We start from the raw sequence: 15,356 nt of genomic DNA on the forward strand, positions 1-15,356 counted from the left end.
CATGAGAAATACCTTGCCAAGAGCCGTCGACGGCGGCAGCGAATCGGACGCACGGTCCACGCCAGCGTGGCATCGAACGGCGGTGCAATCGATGAGATTGGGGAGATCCGAAGGCGCGCGCATTGCGGTGCTCGACCCGGCGATGCGTACGCGCGAATACGGACGCCGAGCCGTTCGACGACTCGGACATCAACCGAAGGCATTCGCGAGCACTGCCGAGCTTGCGCCGGAATTCGACATGGTCTTCCTGGCTGTAGAGGGCGATGCCGAGTCGGCCCTCCTGCAGCTCGCGGAGGTCAAGGCGCTGGTCGGGCGTGGGACGCCGGTACTGTGCCTGGCTTCGCGAGATCAAGTGCCGGTGCTGTCGGACTCGCACTGGAATGCGGCGAATGACGTGATCGTGCGCCCCACATCATTCGTCGAGTTCTGCTGTGTCGCGCGCATGTTCATGCGGCGCTTCGGTGTGCATGTGCACGAATCCGATCCAACATGGGATTGCTATCGCTTTTCTCTGATGAGCGATGCCGTCGAGGTTTCGGGTGAGAGGGTTCACCTTCGCGCGACGGAAGTCGACGTCGCGTTCGAACTGTTCTCCCATGCAGGCCAGACGCTCACGCGCGAGTGGTTGTACTCGACCGTCTGGGACAAATACGAAGACACGCAGTCACGAACCCTCGACGTCTGCATTTCTCGTTTGCGGCGCGTCTTGGATCTCAGGGCCAATGGCTGGGACCTCCGGGCCGTCCACGGCATGGGATACCGGTTGGACGGGCCCGCCGGGGAAAGTCGCGGCATCGCCTCGCGCGAGGCGGAAGGTGGTTTGGCAAAGGACGCATCGATCGCCCCGACTCCTCCTGGGCCTCGGACATTTTTCACAGTTGCAAACAAATGAATATCGCCTATGTCGGCTAGCCGACATAGGCGTTCAATCGCTTTTCACCTCGACGTTTCACCACGATAGATTCCGCCCAATTCGAGGTCTTGCACGGTCGCTCTGCCTCGGAAAACGCGATCGGCCGGAGATTCGAAGTGCAGTGCTTCAGTCCTTGGAGCAACTCACGCAGCACAGCGTGGTCGGCGATCTATGTCTATCTAGCACGAGGGAGTAAATGTGAACAAGTCATTTCGCAGCATCTGGAACGAGGCGCTCGGCGCCTGGGTTGCGGCCAGCGAGGGGTGCACCGCGCGCCGCAAGAAATCTTCAAGCATCACGATCGGCGCGGCCCTTCTGGCCACGGCTGTTTTCGGCAGCGCATCGCCCGCCTGGGCGGCCAACGGATGCGGTGCTGTCGCTTCAGGCGGGACATGTGCGTGTCGAATGCGACCTGGCGCAAAGGCGCGGCCTATTCGCTATCTGTTTGCATCAAGGCGGCGGCCAAGTAAAGGCCTTGAATTTGCCACGCCGCAAAAGCTGCGTGTGCTCCCGTGGAAGAACCCGAAATTCCAGCCATTGGAAGCGCGGTGCTTGCTCTGATAGCAGATGCCAGCGACCTCAGCGATCGCGGGCGGAGGATTTGCCGCGATCGCATCCCACACCGCCGCGCTGGCCTGCTGCCACACGTCGATTCGATCGAGCACCATGTCCGGGTCGAGACCGAAGACTTGAGCCGTTTGACGATGCTCGAGGTTGACGAACAGCGCCGGCGCCATCAGCGTGTACATGACCCAATGACGCGCAGGCAATTCCGGGTCGCGAACCTCGACCAGATCGGGCAGGTCGAGACCATTGCTTTCCAGAATGCGAAGCGCACGGGCCTCGACGGCTGCCGTCAGCAGACTCTCGGCGGTATAGAGGATTGAGAAATCCGCCTTGCGCCCCGACGGAGGGTCGATCCGCCCGTTGCGGTATTTCTCGGGCGGAGCCTTCCAGTCGCCATCCGGATGGCGGAAGACGCGGTGGAATTCCGAACCAACCGGAAGACCCATCATTGTGACGACGCGGCCTTCCCAAGGCACCGCGGCGACTGTCGCGTTATTTTGGATGCTCATGCAGTTGCGTGATTCAGGTCCTCCAAAGCATGGTCCATCACGAAGCTGCGCCGTTCAGCGGGCGTCAGTGCATATAGCGCTGACAGCACCGACTTGTCGACTCCGGATCGCTGCGGATGCTCACCCTTGAGCACCTCCACCCCGGTAGCACCGCCGAAGGCTGCTTGAACCGAGCGCAAGAAATCCCATAGCAAGTTGGTCGGCGCCGCCTGATCGCGATACAGGGCAATCAATGCGACCAAAAGCCCGCTGTCGACACCCCGATGAATCTGAAAGGCCGGGTACTTTCGGCCGTTCTCGCGCCCAGGCGGAAGCACTGAAAAGAGGTTGCCCTTCTTCTCTCGCTCATAGACGTTGGCGCGGGTGCAGTTCATCGTGGTTGCCATGGCGTCCGCCGAAAGCAGATCCTCATTAGCCGAAGGGCTTGGGGATCTGGACGCTCGAACGGGTTGGCCCAGTGGCCGATGGTCGCTCATGACCATCACTTTGAGATTCTTGGCCCGGCTCGGCAACCTTGCGAGTTCGCGGTGCACGTCCAGCGATTCCGACGACACAGATCCCCAGTCGACCCAATTTTGGGCAGGCATGGTCTGTTGAATGTCGAGAAGCATCGCAGGTGTCACAGCAAGTAGCACGGTCGGTTCGAGAAGGGAGGAGGACTTGACTTTGGAAGAAGTTTTTGAAGACATGGCCGGGTTTTGCCGCTCAAGCGGCATCAAATTCACGTCAGTGAAACGGTTGCCGCGCAGGCCGGGAAGATGTGTTCATAGCGAACGAGATCGTTCGCCGCACCCATCAGATTTGCTTGGCGGATGCGTCCGCTCTGACTGCACAGTCCGCGTTGGGAGTCCGGGACAGCGAGATCGGCAATCGTGCGCAGATAACTTCTCAGCACTTTGCCCAGCGCTCGCGGCACCGTCACGACAGACTCGAGACGATCTCCCCGCAAGATGGAAAGCACATCTGAAAGATACGAGCTGATCAGCACCATCTTCCGAGGAGGATCGAAGCTCAGGCACTCGCCGGGTGGCGCCAACAGGGCCAGGTCGCCGTTGTCCTCTCGAATCAGCAAAGTTCGCCGACCGCCGCGCACGGTTACTTCAACGCTGCGTTCGAGCAGATCTCTATGAAGCTTCTCAATGAATTCTTGAGCTTGCTCCCGACCCGCCGCTTCCGGATCTGGTTTGACGTTCTTGCCAGCCCCCTTCTTGACCAGGGTGATCTTCTTGCGCTCGCCTTCGCCGACGCCATTGGAGGCCTTCAAAAAACGCAGCAGCGCGTACTTGTCCGCCTCGGTCACCAGATCGTCAGGCCCGGACTTCGCGACACCGGCACAGCGAAATTGCTCAAGAAGCGCTTCGGGACTCTTTCGAAGCTCCGATGCAAACTCATGGACGGTTCTATTGCTCATAGAGCGCAAGTCTAGCGGATCATTCAAGTTTGTCAAGTTTGTCAAATTTGTTTTCGTCCAGGAGTCTGTTTCATCCGGGCAAAAATACAAGGCCAATGCCGCCAAGCGGCGCGCGCTCTCAGAGGTCCGTGGCGTTCCGCTGCGAGCAGTGCATGGTCATCCAGCGAACTTCTCAAATAGTGTGGGCGTTTTTCTCAACTGACGCGAGTTTGGCGCGACCGTTCCCGGCTGACCTTGCCCAACCCAGGACCATCGACAATCACACTGTCGACAACATTGTGCGTGTTGAGGCAGATGTCATAGTTTCGGAATTTAGTGAATACTCTTCCAAAACACCCGGCGCAGCGTTAAAGTTCGGAATATCAGAAATATTGTGGTGAGCACGCGCATCCACGCGAGTGTTTAGTAAATTCCGAAATGAACTCCACCGGCGTCAAGCAGAAGGTGATCCGCGCTGCCGACCCAGTTGCATCGCCCCCGATCTTGGTGCGCGGGCAGGGCGGCCTTGGGCAGTACGTGCGTCAAGCCAGAAAGCGGCAACAACTTCGCATCGACGACGCGGCGAGCCTCTTTGGCGTCTCTGTCGACCTGGTCTCGCGACTTGAGAATGGAGCGGGCTCCGTCCGGCTGGACAAGCTGCAGGCGGTACTCGACGGGCTTGGTCTTGGGCTTGTGGTCGGCCCCAAAAGTGACCTGCAGAGTTTTGTAGACAGGCAGAAGGCGTCGGACGATGAGCGGGTCTGAGGACAACGTGTATCGCTTGCGCGTGACGCACGATGGTGGCACCCCGGTCGGCGAACTCGCCTACTCAAGAGCGGAAGACCGGTGGTCGTTCCGTTATGACCACGCATGGGCGCGCCAGGGTGCCTTTCAACTCTCGCCGGCGTTTCCCTTGGAGCCGCCACCGGACGGCTATGACTCTCATGCGATCCGACGCTTCATCGTGAACCTCTTTCCGGAGGGGGCGCCTCTTCGCGCCGCGCTCGAGCAACTCCACGTCGCACCGAGCAACGCATTTGCACTGCTGCGGGAAATGGGAGGGGAGACGACCGGGGCCCTGGAGTTCCAGCCCTTCGATCAACCACCGGCTGCGGCCGCTCGTCGAGAACAACGCTTTCTGTCGCGAGAGGAGCTCAGCGGCCGTATCGATGCTGCAAAGGAAGGCGGCCTCACGGTGTGGGACGGCCGGGTGCGAATGTCGATTGCGGGCTATCAGGACAAGCTGGCCGTATGGGCTGCGCACGACCTCGTCCATGACACAGAGGCCAGCATGTGGCTGCCGGAGCCGCCACTGGCCTCGACTTTTATTCTCAAGCCGCAGCCGGCCGGCCCACGTACACCTCACCTCGTGGCCAACGAGCACTACTGCATGACGCTCGCAGGGGCGTATGGCGCTCAGGTGGCCCGTGTTGCCATCATGCGGCTGAGGGTTCCGGTTCTGGTCGTCGCCCGGTTCGACCGGCAATGGCGCGCCGAAGAAAACCACGATTGGGTGACAAAGCTGCACGTCATCGACGCCTGCCAGGCTGCCGATCTTTCGGTGGATTCCAAATATGAGCGCCATCTGGGCAATTCCCCCGCCCTCGCACCATATCGCGATGGGATGAGTCTGCCGCGACTTTTTGGTCTTGCCGCTCTCATGCGCCGCCCGGCGGTGGCGCGGTTGGAGATGTTGCGTTGGGCACTGTTCCAGCTGGCGGTCGGCAACTCCGATGCGCATGGAAAGAACTTTTCATTCTTCGTCGACCGAACCATGCTTGAGCCCGCGCCGTGGTATGACGTCGTGAGCGTGGCTCAATATCCGGAACTCGACCAAAGCTTCGCAATGTCCTTCGGCGATGCCTTCGGATGGGAAGAACTCAACGCGATGGAGCTTGCGCATTTCGCCCACCTATGCGGCATCGATCAAAAGCTGTTGCACCGGGAGACCGAGCGGCTGTCCCGTGCGATGAAGAGAGCACCCGAACTTCTTTCCGCCCCGGTGTACACCGAAGAGGAGCGTGACTTTCTGCACCCGATATGCGAACTGGTGCAGCGGCGCAGCCAAACGTTGGTGGAGCTGGCGGCCGGCGCCAGTGCCTTCACCGCCGAGCACTTCTAGCGGGTGCGGCGCCATCGGGTATGCCATTCACGGCCATGAAGAAGTACACCAGGACGCGCTGAAGCCTGATGGCGCCGGTGCTCAAGATTGGCAAGACGATCTACTCTGGCGTCGGGCTCGTTGAGGTTCCCGAGATGCCGGGCCCCGTTCTGGGGAATAGTCGGTTGCATCCTGCGCGGCGCCCCGAGACTGACGATGAGAAATACGACCTAAGCGCTCAGAGTCGTGCCTTGGCCGCCAACTCGGCCACGGACACGCCGAGGCCGGCGGCGATCTGTACAACGGTCATCACGCCAGGGTTTTGCATCCCCCTTTCGATGCTGCTCATGTAAGAGCGATCGATGTGGCTGCGATGCGCAAGTTCTTCTTGTGAAATGCCATGCGTCTTGCGCAATGCCTTGATGGCGGTCCCAAGCGCCAACAGCGCTGGGTCGAGGATCCGGCCGAGGTGGAAGGGCTGCGCCTGAGAGATCTCCAAAAATACGGATCGCCGGATGGCCCTACTTTTCAGCAGGAAGTACAGAAGTACCAATCGCAGGGCCTGCAAGGCGATGATGTCTACCACTCGATCATCGAGGGAGCATCGAGGACCAGCGCGGAGTACAACAACAAGTTCGGAATCAAGAAATGACGGCCAGCCATCTGGAGACCCCGATCTCGTGGACGAAGACCGGTGACGCGGAATTCCCTTTTCGGGCGACCGACGCGGACGGCGAAGCGCTCGTCGTTCGATTGAACGACTTTCCCGAAGAGCCGATGTACACCCTTCTGCGCAACTCGGTTCCGCTGGAAAGCTTTGATGATTGGCCCAAACACTGGCGCGTCGAATCGTGACTTGGCTCAAGGGCCTGAGGAGGGTCCCAATGCGGCGAGGCAGGCACTCACGTCGTGGATTGGATTCGCGCTGCCGGTGCTCGCATGGGGGTATTTCGCAACGGATCGTTGACATGTGGCGCACCGGCATGTCTTCGAAATTCAGTTTCGAATTCGTGGACCATCCCGCGTGCGTGAAGCCCTCCCTCGAGCGCTTTCCTGCGCCACGCGATCGCCATCGCATTCGATGCTTCGTCGGTCCACTCCTGGTTTGTGAACATGAGGAGATTCTGCCGCTGCTGCTCATCTCTGTTACCCCGACTGCGCATGCGCTGTCGCGCGCAAGCCAATGCTCAACACGGTGCCTCTGCATCATTTCGCTTTCGTGAACGCCCGTATTGGCCAGATCGCCATTTGAAGGGTGACAGCGGTATCGGCATCGAGGCGTTTCCCTGAGCCATTTCTTTCTTCCCCTTGCCTCTACCAGCGCCGAACCGCTGTCGAAAGCCAGTGTGCGCGGCGCAAGTGAAGCCCGCGTGAAGTCTGTGCAGGAGTCCCGTGAGACGATACCGGCCGTCTTGCAATAAGCCACCCTCGGATCGGAAAGGCATGCGCCTGCGTGCGGTGAGGCGTGCTTGAGGTCAGGCCTTCTTTCCGATCGATCGCCGACAACAGCGATACCTCGATCGAGGCGACGGCCCTTTGCGAAACAGCGAAGACGGCTTGTGGCAACGGGCTGTTGAGCTGCGAGCCGATCAAAGGTGTGCTTGACCCTTTCGGGAGCGCACGCGGAGCCTCGAAGCCAGGCCTCCTGCAATGCACGTCGGGACGTCTCGCTCGCGTACCGACAACCGCGATCCGTGTGATGGATATGCCGCAGCCGCCATCTACGAAGATGATTTGATATGACTTGCGAATTCGAGCAGTGACTTGCGCTGTTTGGCGTTCAACTGACCGAACCACAGGATGAGCTTGGCGAGCTCGTCATCCGCGGCATAAAAGTAGGGGGCCGGAACGCCAAGCTCGTCTGCCAGCCGATGCGCGAAAGAAATGTTTGGCTCATGGACCCCGCTCTCGTACCGAGAAATGCGTGCACTGGCGGTGCCATCATCCAGTCCCGCCTTAACGCCAAGCTTGTCTTGCGGCAAACCTGCCGCCAATCTCGCAAGTCTCAAGCGAGCACCGAAGACAGAGCGAGGAGATGGGTTGGGAGGCACTCTACGATAGTCGTAAGTCCGACTTTTCGCGTATCTACGTTTTTCGTAGGACCAGGACCTGCGCGTTCCGCTTCAGGCAGGTCTCTGTATGCCCCATCGAGCAATTGCATCCCCTCCTACCTAGCGCCCGGCCTCTGCGACTTCCGGTCTCGGTGACGCGCGCCCCGCCGCGGCAACCATCACCTGTCGTGCGCAGCCTGTCCGCGGCGCGCATCGGGGCGCAGGTGCGGGCGCTGCGCATGGCGGCTGATGTATCCGGTGGGGCGCTGGCGAAGGCCTCGGGGATTTCGGCCTCGATGTTGTCACGCATCGAGCGGGGCCTGGTCTCGCCTTCGGTGGAGACCCTGGAGCGTCTCTCGAAAGGTTTGGGCGTGTCGGCGCCGCGCTTCTTCGGCGATCAGGCGCGGCGGACGGACTTCTGCCATGTGCGTGCGGGGCGGGGCGTTGTCGTCGATCGGATCGGTGCGGTCTCCGACTACCGCTACGAGTTGCTGGGCCACCTGCTGTCGGGCAACCTCTTCGTCGAGCCCTACCTGGTCACGCTGCTGCCCGGCGCCGATCCCTACGTGACCTTCCAGCATCCGGGCCTGAAGTTCCTGTACTTCCTGTCCGGGGAAGTCATGTACCGCTACGGTGGCAAGTCGGTGGCGGTGGGGGCGGGGGATTCGCTGCTGTTCGAAGCGACCGCGCTGCACGGCATCGAAGCGATTCAGAGCGGGCCGGTGTCGTACCTGTCGGTGGTTTTCACGCTGCGCGAGTAGGCTGTTTTTGGCGGCATTGCCGCGCAGCGGGGCAACGCATGCCCATTCGATGGTCCCCCCCCGAATTCTCTGCATGCCGAATTCGCCTCTCTGTCCATAGCGTTCTCTCGGTGTTCGGCATGCCGAGCTGGTCAATGCTCAGCAGGTAGGGCGGTATTGACGTCGCAAGCGATCATCTGCCTTCCATTCTGATGTCTGACGGTCAGTCGATCTGAATCTTGGCATCCTTCACGATGCGCTCGTAGGTGGCCGCTTCCTTGTCGATGTAAGCGGAAAATTCGGCCGGAGTACCCGGGGAGGGCACAAAGCCCTGCGGCCCGAGGCGTTCGGCCACGAACGCAGAGCGCATGGCCGTGGCAACCTCCGCCGAAAGCCGCTCAAGGATCGCTGCAGGCAGCTTGGGCGGCGCCCACAGCCCATACCAGGTGACCATTTCGAAGCCGGCAAAGCCGGATTCCGCGACCGTCGGCACATTGGGCATGGAGGGCAGGCGTTCGCGCGTGGTGACGGCGAGGGGCTTGAGCTTGCCAGCCGCGATGTTGGGAGCAGAAGACGGGATCGCGTCGATGATCACGCTGATCTGTCCTCCCAAGACATCGTTGAGTGCACTGCCCGTGCCCTTGTAGATGACGATGGGCACGTCGAGCTTGCCGTCTCGCTTGATTGCCTCCTGCGCCAGGTGCATCGGAGATCCGATGGCCGAAGTTCCAAACGCATACTTCGACGGCTCGCGGCGGGCCGCCGCGAGGAACTCTTGCAGATTCTTGCCCGGCACACCCGGGTTTGCCACGACCACCATCGGCACCGACCCCAGCAGAGAAATCGCCGTGAAATCGGTCTTCACGTTGTAGGGCGTCTTCTTCATGAGAAAAGGGCTTGCGACAAGCGTCGGCGATTGAAGCAGGAGCGTGTAGCCGTCGGGCGGTGCCTTGGAGGCGATGTCGCTTCCGATGGATCCGCTGGCACCAGGGCGGTTGTCCACGATGAACGGCTGGCCCATCTGGTCCCCCAGCTTCTGGGCCAGCACCCGGGCCACCAGATCGACCGTGCCGCCCGCCACGTACGGCACGATGATTTTCACGGGCCGCGAGGGATAGTTGTCCGCGATGGCCGGGATGCTTCCAGCACACAGCGCAGCGGTTGCGATCGCTCGCAGGAAGATTCTCTTGTTCATTGTTTGTCTCCGGATGATTTGAGGCTCGGCCTTGCGAGCGCCGTCTCAACAGCAATTCATCTTCAGCAAGCGAAGGGCGTTGCCGAAATAGATGCCATCCTGTACGTCCTGTGGAAGATCCAGTTCGTCGATCGCCTGGGGGATGGTCCTCAGGAACATCGGTCCCCCTTCCGGATCGAAGGGGCAATCGGTTGCAAAGACCACCTGCTTCGGATCGAAGAAGTCCAATCCGCAACGAATCCCCGACTTGCCGCCTGCCAACGCCGTGTCGACATAGAACATCTTGAAAAAATCGATGGGGCGCTTCTTCATGCGCTTGAGCAGCCCCTCGTAGTCTTCGCCCGATGTCCGGGAGCCGAACTGGTCGAGTCCCGGGCCGACGCGTCCGTCGAAGTACGGAATCATGGCGCCCATGTGGTGCGTGATGACTTTCAGCTCTGGAAGGCGTTCGAAGAAGCCCGAGAAAACCATGCGCGACATCGCCGCGCTCGTTTCATAGGGCCAACCGAAGGTCCACCAGATCTCGTACTTCGACTTCTCTTCGCTCGCATAGTCCGGCATGGACGCGCCGCGGGCCGGATGCATCCACACCGGAACGTCGTACGTCTTGCTGGCCGCCTCGAAGATGGGCCAGAACTCCGGATCGTCCAGCGGCCGTCCATTGACGTTGGTGAATACCTGGATGCCGCGTGCGCCGAGGACCGCGATGGCGCGCTCCATCTCCTCGAGCGCTGCCGGCACGTTGTTCATGGGAAGGGATGCGACAAACGCGGGGAACTTGTCCGGATGCGCATCGCGGATCTTTGCCATCTCGTCGTTCGCCAGGCGCGCCATCTCGGGCGAGGTCTGCGGTCCGGCGATCAGCTCGATGGGAGGATTGGAAAGCGTCAGGACTTGCTGATAGCCAGGAAAGTCCTCCATCATCTTCAGCCGCGCGTCGAGGTCATGGAGGACCGGAATGGTCAGCCATCGCTTGATCGCGCCTTGATCCTTGGCGATCTCGGCCATCCTGTCGAAGTAGGCCTTCGGCAGGATGTGTGCATAGCTGTCGATCTTTCGCATTCTTGCTTTCGTTGGTCGACGCCATGGGTCGGCATCAGGTTCTTCATGCGCTCGCGACAGCGGCACCGTCGGGCCGAGGATCGCGTGGAACTTGTCGCTTCAATTCACTATTGGTGAATTATGAAGTGAAAAAATGGACCCCACAAGGCCCCATGCGTCGTTGCGGCTAGCGCAGCGCGTAGGCGGTGACGACGTCAATGATGTGCAGCATCCGCTGGGTCAGCATCTTCTGGCTGCCGAGCTCGCAGCTGAAGCCGACAGAGAGCGTGTGGATGTTGGACAGGTAGAAGTAGGCGCAGCCCGCCATCGTGATGTACAGCTGCATGGGGTCGATGCCCGCGCGGAACACCCCGTCCTTCTGTCCCCGCTCGAGGATGTTCGCAAGGGTCTGCAAGAGCGGGGAATTCAACTCCTTGATGCGGGGCAGGGCGGCCAGGTGCTTCGCCTTGTGCAGGTTCTCGCTGTTCAGGAACGTGATGAACTCCGGGTGCGCGATGTAGTAGTCCCAGGTGAATTCGACGAGCCGGCGCAACGCAGCGAGCGGCGCCATGTCCTTGAGATCGAGGTAGAGCTGCGCGTCCCGGATCTCCTCGTACACGCTCTCGAGCACGGCGGAGAACAGTCCATCCTTGTCCTGGAAGTAGTAGTACACCAACCGCTTGTGCACGCCGGCCTCGGCTGCGATCCGCTCCAGCCGCGCGCCGCCGAGACCATGCACGGAGAACTCCTTTCTCGCCGCCTCGAGGATGGCCTTGCGTGAACGATCCGCATCGCGCGTCCGGGCTTCTGCTGTGCTCGCTGTCTTCATGGGCAATTCTTCGACGCGGCTCGCCGTTGCCGAGCCGCTAGGGTTAATGCGTAGGCAAGTATGGCTGACATGCAGGGCTTTCCGCTCCACAATTCACTAATTGTGAATTAAAGCAATGAAGCGGCGCACTCATTCATGTGGGTGGTCCATCCCGGTTCCGCCGCATTCCCATCAACCATCGAGGAGATCTCGTGAAGAAGAAAACCATCGCGGCCGTGGTTGTGCTGTCCTGCGCCGGTGCGGCCAGCGCGCAATCGTCCGTCACCTTGTTCGGAGCGCTCGATGCGGGTGTCAGCTACTACAGCACGACGAGTTCCTTCTACAACAACACCGGCCGCCTGCTCCTGCCAGGGGCCGACATCAAGCGCAGCCAGACCACGCTCTCCAACAGCGGCACCACGCCGAGCCGTCTGGGATTCCGCGGCACCGAGGACCTGGGCGGCGGCCTGGCCGCGAGCTTCTGGATGGAAGCCGGCCTGGCGAACGACTCGGGCACGGGTGCCGGGCCGGGCAGCGTCATCGTCTTCAATCGCCGCTCCACCGTGAGCCTTTCAGGTCCGTTCGGCGAGGTCCGCCTGGGCCGGGACTACACACCCACCTACTGGAACGACGCCGTCTTCAGCCCGTTCAGCACGCTGGGCGTGGGCACCAACGTGGTGTCGAGCGTCGGCAGCAACCTGCAGATCGCGAAGGGACCCGGCTCGGCGGTCTCGGCGACGGACAACTACATGCGCACCAGCAACAGCATCGGTTACTTCTTGCCGCCAGGGCTGGGCGGCTTCTATGGCCAGGTGCAGTACGCGCTGCACGAGAACGCAAGCCAGAGCAATGTGCCAGGCACGCCGAGCGCGAAAGGGCGTTTTGCCGGCGGCCGGCTGGGTTATGCCGCCGAAGCGCTCGACGTGGCACTGGCCTATGGCGAAAGCACCGCTGCGGATGCGACGGCACTGGACGCCGCGGGGGTGGCGACCGGCGCCCGGCTGCGCGAGAAGATCAAGACCCTCAGTCTCGGTGCCTCCTACAACTTCGGGGCTTTCAAGCTCTTCGGGGAACTGTCGCAGGTGCGCGATGTTTCCGTCTCGACGGTACCTGTGCCCGTCCTGGGCGCGCTCAGCACGCGCGAGACCGACAAGTACAAGGGCGGCCTGCTCGGCGTGACGGTGCCTGCGGGCGCCGGTCTGATCAAGGGCTCTTACTCCTGGGTGAAGTTCGACAATGACCTGGGGGCTGCTGCCAGCCCCTTTGCCGCCGACCGCGATGCCTCGGTTCGCAAGCTCGCCATCGGCTATGAGCACAACCTCTTGAAGCGCACCGCGCTGTACGCCACGGTGGCGCGCATCCGCATCAAGAACGGACAGAACAACCCGGCCATCATGGCTGCGAGTACCGGCGGCACGGCAGGCTATCTTTCCAGCGGTGCTGGTGTGTCGGGCTATGCGCCTCGCGGCGCGATGGGCTACGACTTCGGCATCAGGCACGTGTTCTAGGACAGGAGGAAAAGACTGCGCTGCGCATGAGGTGCCATTAGGAATCGCTGGTTGCATGCCGAGCCAGCATTGTGGGCTCGGTCAGGCTTCCCCAAGCATTGACCAACTGTTGGACGATTTCGGCGACTACCCTGCACGCAGGCGAAAGCTTCCCCTGCTTTGGGAACGCCAGCGTCACGTGACGAAAGAAATCAGGCTTTACGAGCTTGCTGGCTCGAAGGCGGCCCTGTTGAAGCTCCTCCGCAATCGAATACGGCCCCCATCATCGAATAGAGGTCTGTCGTATTTGCCACGAGTTCTTTCTGCATCGTCAATGAATCAGCGGGAGCGCCGCGGGCGCGAGCCGCTTGCCCGCCACCTTCAGGGTGTCATCCGAGCGACCCAGCACGAAGAAGTGGCCCTCGTGGTCCTCCTGCACCAGGTCGCCATGGGTCCAGCAACCGGGCACCGCCCGCCAGTAGGTCGACTTCAGGCGCGCGAGGTGAGGCGCCCCGGTCCCGCACGCGCGATGCTCGCGACCTGACGCGACAAAGAAGGCATCGGTGACCACGCGCTTCGGCACAGGTGCAGGGGCGCTGCCGCTCCGTCGGACCGAAGACATGCTGGGGCAAGTCTGCGCACAGGTACTGGAGATCCTCCGCGTCGGTGGCCTGGCGCACTGCGCGGCGTCGCGCACGTCCCGCATGAAGCTCGAGCAGTTCCTGCCGCATGGCGGCCGCCACTTCGGCCCGAGCGGGAACGCCCCGAACAACGGCGCGCTCGCCCGTGCTGCGAAAAGTCGATCACCCGAACCAGCGATCGCTGGTCGAAGTCCGCCATTGCAGGTGCCTCATGCGTCGTGTTTGCGCGGGTCGCCCGCCGACATGCGCCGGACGGCCGGCCGCTCCATCGACCTGCGCATGGTCGGCAGCCCTGCGTCGACGCCGATCTGCAAGCGTGTCGACTTCCTGGTGCGTCAGGGACCTTTGGCGCTCAGATCGAGGAGGACGGTCGGGATCAACTCGGACACCGTCGGATGGATTGGCACGGCCCAGCGCAGCGTGTCGATTGTCTGGTCCGCGTGCATCATGTCCAGGATGCCGTGGATCGCTTCGTCGCCGCCTGTGCCCAGGATGGCCGCACCCAGGATCTTGCGGGAGTCGGCATCCGCCACGACTTTCATGAACCCCTGGCTCTCGCCTTTCTCGACCGCACGGCCGACCCGGGTCATCGAGCGCTTCGAATACAGGAGTCGCCGTCCGTCTTTTGCCGCCTCGGCGTCGGTCATTCCGACCCGCGCGAGCGGTGGATCGATGTACAGCGCGTAGCCGGGCAGGCGCTGGCTCACGCGCCGGTCGGCGCCGTCCAGAAGGTTGGCCGCGACGATCTCGAAGTCGTTGTAGGCCGTGTGCGTGAACGCCCCGCGGCCGTTGCAATCGCCCAGTGCCCAGATGCCCGGCACGTTCGTCTGAAGCTGGTCGTCCACGCCGATGTAGCCGCGGGCGTCGACTGCAATGCCCGCTTGTGCCAGGCCGAGATCGTCCGTGTTGGGGCGCCGTCCCATCGCGAGGAGCACATGGGTGCCGGTCACCGATGGTTCGCCCTCCTTGCAGTCCACGTCAACGCAGACGCCGGTTTCGTGCGCCTTGAAGCTGATGCATTCCGCGCCGGTGCGTATGGCAATGCCCTCTGCCTCGAGGATCTCGCGGACCGCGGATGACACATCCGGGTCTTCGCGCGCGATCAGACGGTCCGCGCGCTCCACGACCGTGACCTCGGCGCCAAAGCGGCGGTACATCTGCGCGAACTCCAGCCCGATGTAGCTGCCGCCCACGATGACCAGGCGGCGCGGCAGCGTTTCCAGCGCGACCATGTCGGTGTTGGTGAGAAAGGGCACCTCGTCGACGCCGGGCAGGTCAGGCACCTGCGCGCGTGCGCCGACATTGATGAAGATCTTCGGCGCGGTCAGTCTTTGGTCGTTGACATCGACAGTGCCCTCGGCAACGAACCGGGCGTGGCCGCGAATCAGTTCGACATTGCGCATGCCCGCCAGCCATTCCTCGTTGCCCCTGCGCGAATCGAGGATCACCTTTCGAGCGCGGGCGGCAACGGCCGGCATGTCCATCGTGACGGGGGATGCCACGGAGAAGCCGTAGTCGCTCCCGCGGCGGGCCGTGTGGGCCGCGTAGGCGCTCGCAATGAGCGTCTTGGTGGGTTTGCAACCCGTGTTGACGCAGGTGCCGCCGACCAGATGGCGCTCGATCAGCACCACCTTGTGTCCCGTCGCATCCAGCCGTCCTGCAAGCGACGGGCCCGCCTGCCCGGCGCCAATGATGATGGCATCCACCGCTCGCTCGGCCATGTGCTTTTCCTTTGTGTTGTGGAAGCGTTGAGTCGATCCTGCAGAGGCTGCGCCCGAACGGGGAGCGTCGGGTGCACCGGGCAGAACCGTGACCTCGGGGATCTTCAAGGACGGGCTCGTGCTCGACCATTCCAAAATTCCCCCGTAGTTTGCGACGGCGCGGGCGGCTTGCGAATCGGCCCAAGGTGCGTA

The 15,356-nt window shown here is 62.0% G+C and carries 16 protein-coding genes and 1 pseudogene; 7 read left to right on the forward strand and 10 right to left on the reverse strand.

The features are described 5' to 3' along the window. The first annotated feature begins 1 nt into the window (after position 1). Positions 2 to 892, forward strand: a complete 891-nt coding sequence (locus AC1DSC_RS15775) for a response regulator transcription factor (protein ID WP_230537976.1) — start codon at positions 2 to 4, stop codon at positions 890 to 892. Positions 893 to 1,111: 219 nt separating this feature from the next. Then, a pseudogene (locus AC1DSC_RS15780) lies at positions 1,112 to 1,243 on the forward strand (ESPR domain-containing protein); the annotation flags it as partial. A 107-nt stretch (positions 1,244 to 1,350) separates the two neighbouring features. On the opposite strand, the gene AC1DSC_RS15785 reads toward AC1DSC_RS15780, so the two are convergent. Genes AC1DSC_RS15785 through AC1DSC_RS15795 form a run of 3 tightly spaced genes read right to left on the reverse strand, consistent with a single transcriptional unit; the run spans position 1,351 to position 3,400 of the window. After that, the gene (locus AC1DSC_RS15785) at positions 1,351 to 1,989 is read right to left on the reverse strand and encodes an RES family NAD+ phosphorylase (protein ID WP_015865973.1); all 639 of its coding nucleotides are present in this window, start codon (positions 1,987 to 1,989) and stop codon (positions 1,351 to 1,353) included. Then, positions 1,986 to 2,714, reverse strand: a complete 729-nt coding sequence (locus AC1DSC_RS15790) for a hypothetical protein (RefSeq protein ID WP_028254104.1) — start codon at positions 2,712 to 2,714, stop codon at positions 1,986 to 1,988. The genes AC1DSC_RS15785 and AC1DSC_RS15790 overlap by 4 nt, the downstream gene beginning before the upstream one ends. Further along, positions 2,711 to 3,400 (reverse strand): hypothetical protein, encoded by a 690-nt coding sequence (locus AC1DSC_RS15795; protein WP_015865971.1) that lies wholly within the window; start codon positions 3,398 to 3,400, stop codon positions 2,711 to 2,713. The genes AC1DSC_RS15790 and AC1DSC_RS15795 overlap by 4 nt, the downstream gene beginning before the upstream one ends. Before the next feature lie 417 nt (positions 3,401 to 3,817). Here AC1DSC_RS15795 and AC1DSC_RS15800 point away from each other — a divergent pair, with 417 nt between their 5' ends. Further along, positions 3,818 to 4,144 (forward strand): helix-turn-helix domain-containing protein, encoded by a 327-nt coding sequence (locus AC1DSC_RS15800; protein WP_015865970.1) that lies wholly within the window; start codon positions 3,818 to 3,820, stop codon positions 4,142 to 4,144. Continuing rightward, positions 4,131 to 5,501 (forward strand): HipA domain-containing protein, encoded by a 1,371-nt coding sequence (locus AC1DSC_RS15805; protein WP_015865969.1) that lies wholly within the window; start codon positions 4,131 to 4,133, stop codon positions 5,499 to 5,501. Before AC1DSC_RS15800 ends, AC1DSC_RS15805 begins: the two co-directional genes overlap by 14 nt. Positions 5,502 to 5,718: 217 nt before the next feature. Here AC1DSC_RS15805 and AC1DSC_RS15810 read toward each other — a convergent pair whose 3' ends face one another. Then, positions 5,719 to 6,066 carry a helix-turn-helix domain-containing protein gene (locus AC1DSC_RS15810; RefSeq protein WP_018907113.1) on the reverse strand — a complete coding sequence of 116 codons (348 nt, stop codon included), beginning with the start codon at positions 6,064 to 6,066 and terminating at the stop codon, positions 5,719 to 5,721. Positions 6,067 to 6,128: 62 nt separating this feature from the next. Here AC1DSC_RS15810 and AC1DSC_RS15815 point away from each other — a divergent pair, with 62 nt between their 5' ends. Beyond that, positions 6,129 to 6,335 (forward strand): hypothetical protein, encoded by a 207-nt coding sequence (locus AC1DSC_RS15815; protein WP_015865967.1) that lies wholly within the window; start codon positions 6,129 to 6,131, stop codon positions 6,333 to 6,335. A gap of 866 nt (positions 6,336 to 7,201) precedes the next feature. Here the strand turns inward: AC1DSC_RS15815 and AC1DSC_RS15820 are convergent. Beyond that, positions 7,202 to 7,531 (reverse strand): helix-turn-helix domain-containing protein, encoded by a 330-nt coding sequence (locus AC1DSC_RS15820; protein ID WP_027730014.1) that lies wholly within the window; start codon positions 7,529 to 7,531, stop codon positions 7,202 to 7,204. Between the two features lie 188 nt (positions 7,532 to 7,719). Between AC1DSC_RS15820 and AC1DSC_RS15825 the strand changes: the two genes are divergently transcribed. Further along, the gene (locus tag AC1DSC_RS15825; protein WP_015865965.1) at positions 7,720 to 8,292 is read left to right on the forward strand and encodes a helix-turn-helix domain-containing protein; all 573 of its coding nucleotides are present in this window, start codon (positions 7,720 to 7,722) and stop codon (positions 8,290 to 8,292) included. Positions 8,293 to 8,494: 202 nt separating this feature from the next. Here AC1DSC_RS15825 and AC1DSC_RS15830 read toward each other — a convergent pair whose 3' ends face one another. The 3 genes from AC1DSC_RS15830 to AC1DSC_RS15840 all read right to left on the reverse strand — a co-directional run bounded on the left by AC1DSC_RS15830 (position 8,495) and on the right by AC1DSC_RS15840 (position 11,342). Continuing rightward, positions 8,495 to 9,466 carry a Bug family tripartite tricarboxylate transporter substrate binding protein gene (locus AC1DSC_RS15830; protein ID WP_015865964.1) on the reverse strand — a complete coding sequence of 324 codons (972 nt, stop codon included), beginning with the start codon at positions 9,464 to 9,466 and terminating at the stop codon, positions 8,495 to 8,497. 45 nt (positions 9,467 to 9,511) lie between these two features. After that, positions 9,512 to 10,528: an amidohydrolase family protein gene (locus AC1DSC_RS15835; RefSeq protein WP_015865963.1), complete on the reverse strand. Its 1,017-nt coding sequence runs from the start codon at positions 10,526 to 10,528 to the stop codon at positions 9,512 to 9,514. A gap of 166 nt (positions 10,529 to 10,694) precedes the next feature. Continuing rightward, positions 10,695 to 11,342, reverse strand: coding sequence for a TetR/AcrR family transcriptional regulator (locus AC1DSC_RS15840; protein WP_015865962.1), 648 nt, complete (start codon positions 11,340 to 11,342; stop codon positions 10,695 to 10,697). Between the two features lie 185 nt (positions 11,343 to 11,527). Between AC1DSC_RS15840 and AC1DSC_RS15845 the strand changes: the two genes are divergently transcribed. Continuing rightward, positions 11,528 to 12,823 carry a porin gene (locus tag AC1DSC_RS15845; RefSeq protein ID WP_015865961.1) on the forward strand — a complete coding sequence of 432 codons (1,296 nt, stop codon included), beginning with the start codon at positions 11,528 to 11,530 and terminating at the stop codon, positions 12,821 to 12,823. A gap of 310 nt (positions 12,824 to 13,133) precedes the next feature. Here AC1DSC_RS15845 and AC1DSC_RS15850 read toward each other — a convergent pair whose 3' ends face one another. Beyond that, positions 13,134 to 13,373 carry a hypothetical protein gene (locus AC1DSC_RS15850; protein ID WP_041945802.1) on the reverse strand — a complete coding sequence of 80 codons (240 nt, stop codon included), beginning with the start codon at positions 13,371 to 13,373 and terminating at the stop codon, positions 13,134 to 13,136. A 405-nt stretch (positions 13,374 to 13,778) separates the two neighbouring features. Next, complete coding sequence (locus tag AC1DSC_RS15855) at positions 13,779 to 15,164, reverse strand: FAD-containing oxidoreductase (RefSeq protein ID WP_015865960.1); 1,386 nt, start codon at positions 15,162 to 15,164, stop codon at positions 13,779 to 13,781. Between the last annotated feature and the right edge of the window lie 192 nt (positions 15,165 to 15,356).

It is taken from the genome of Variovorax sp. 01N425 (assembly GCF_056399465.1).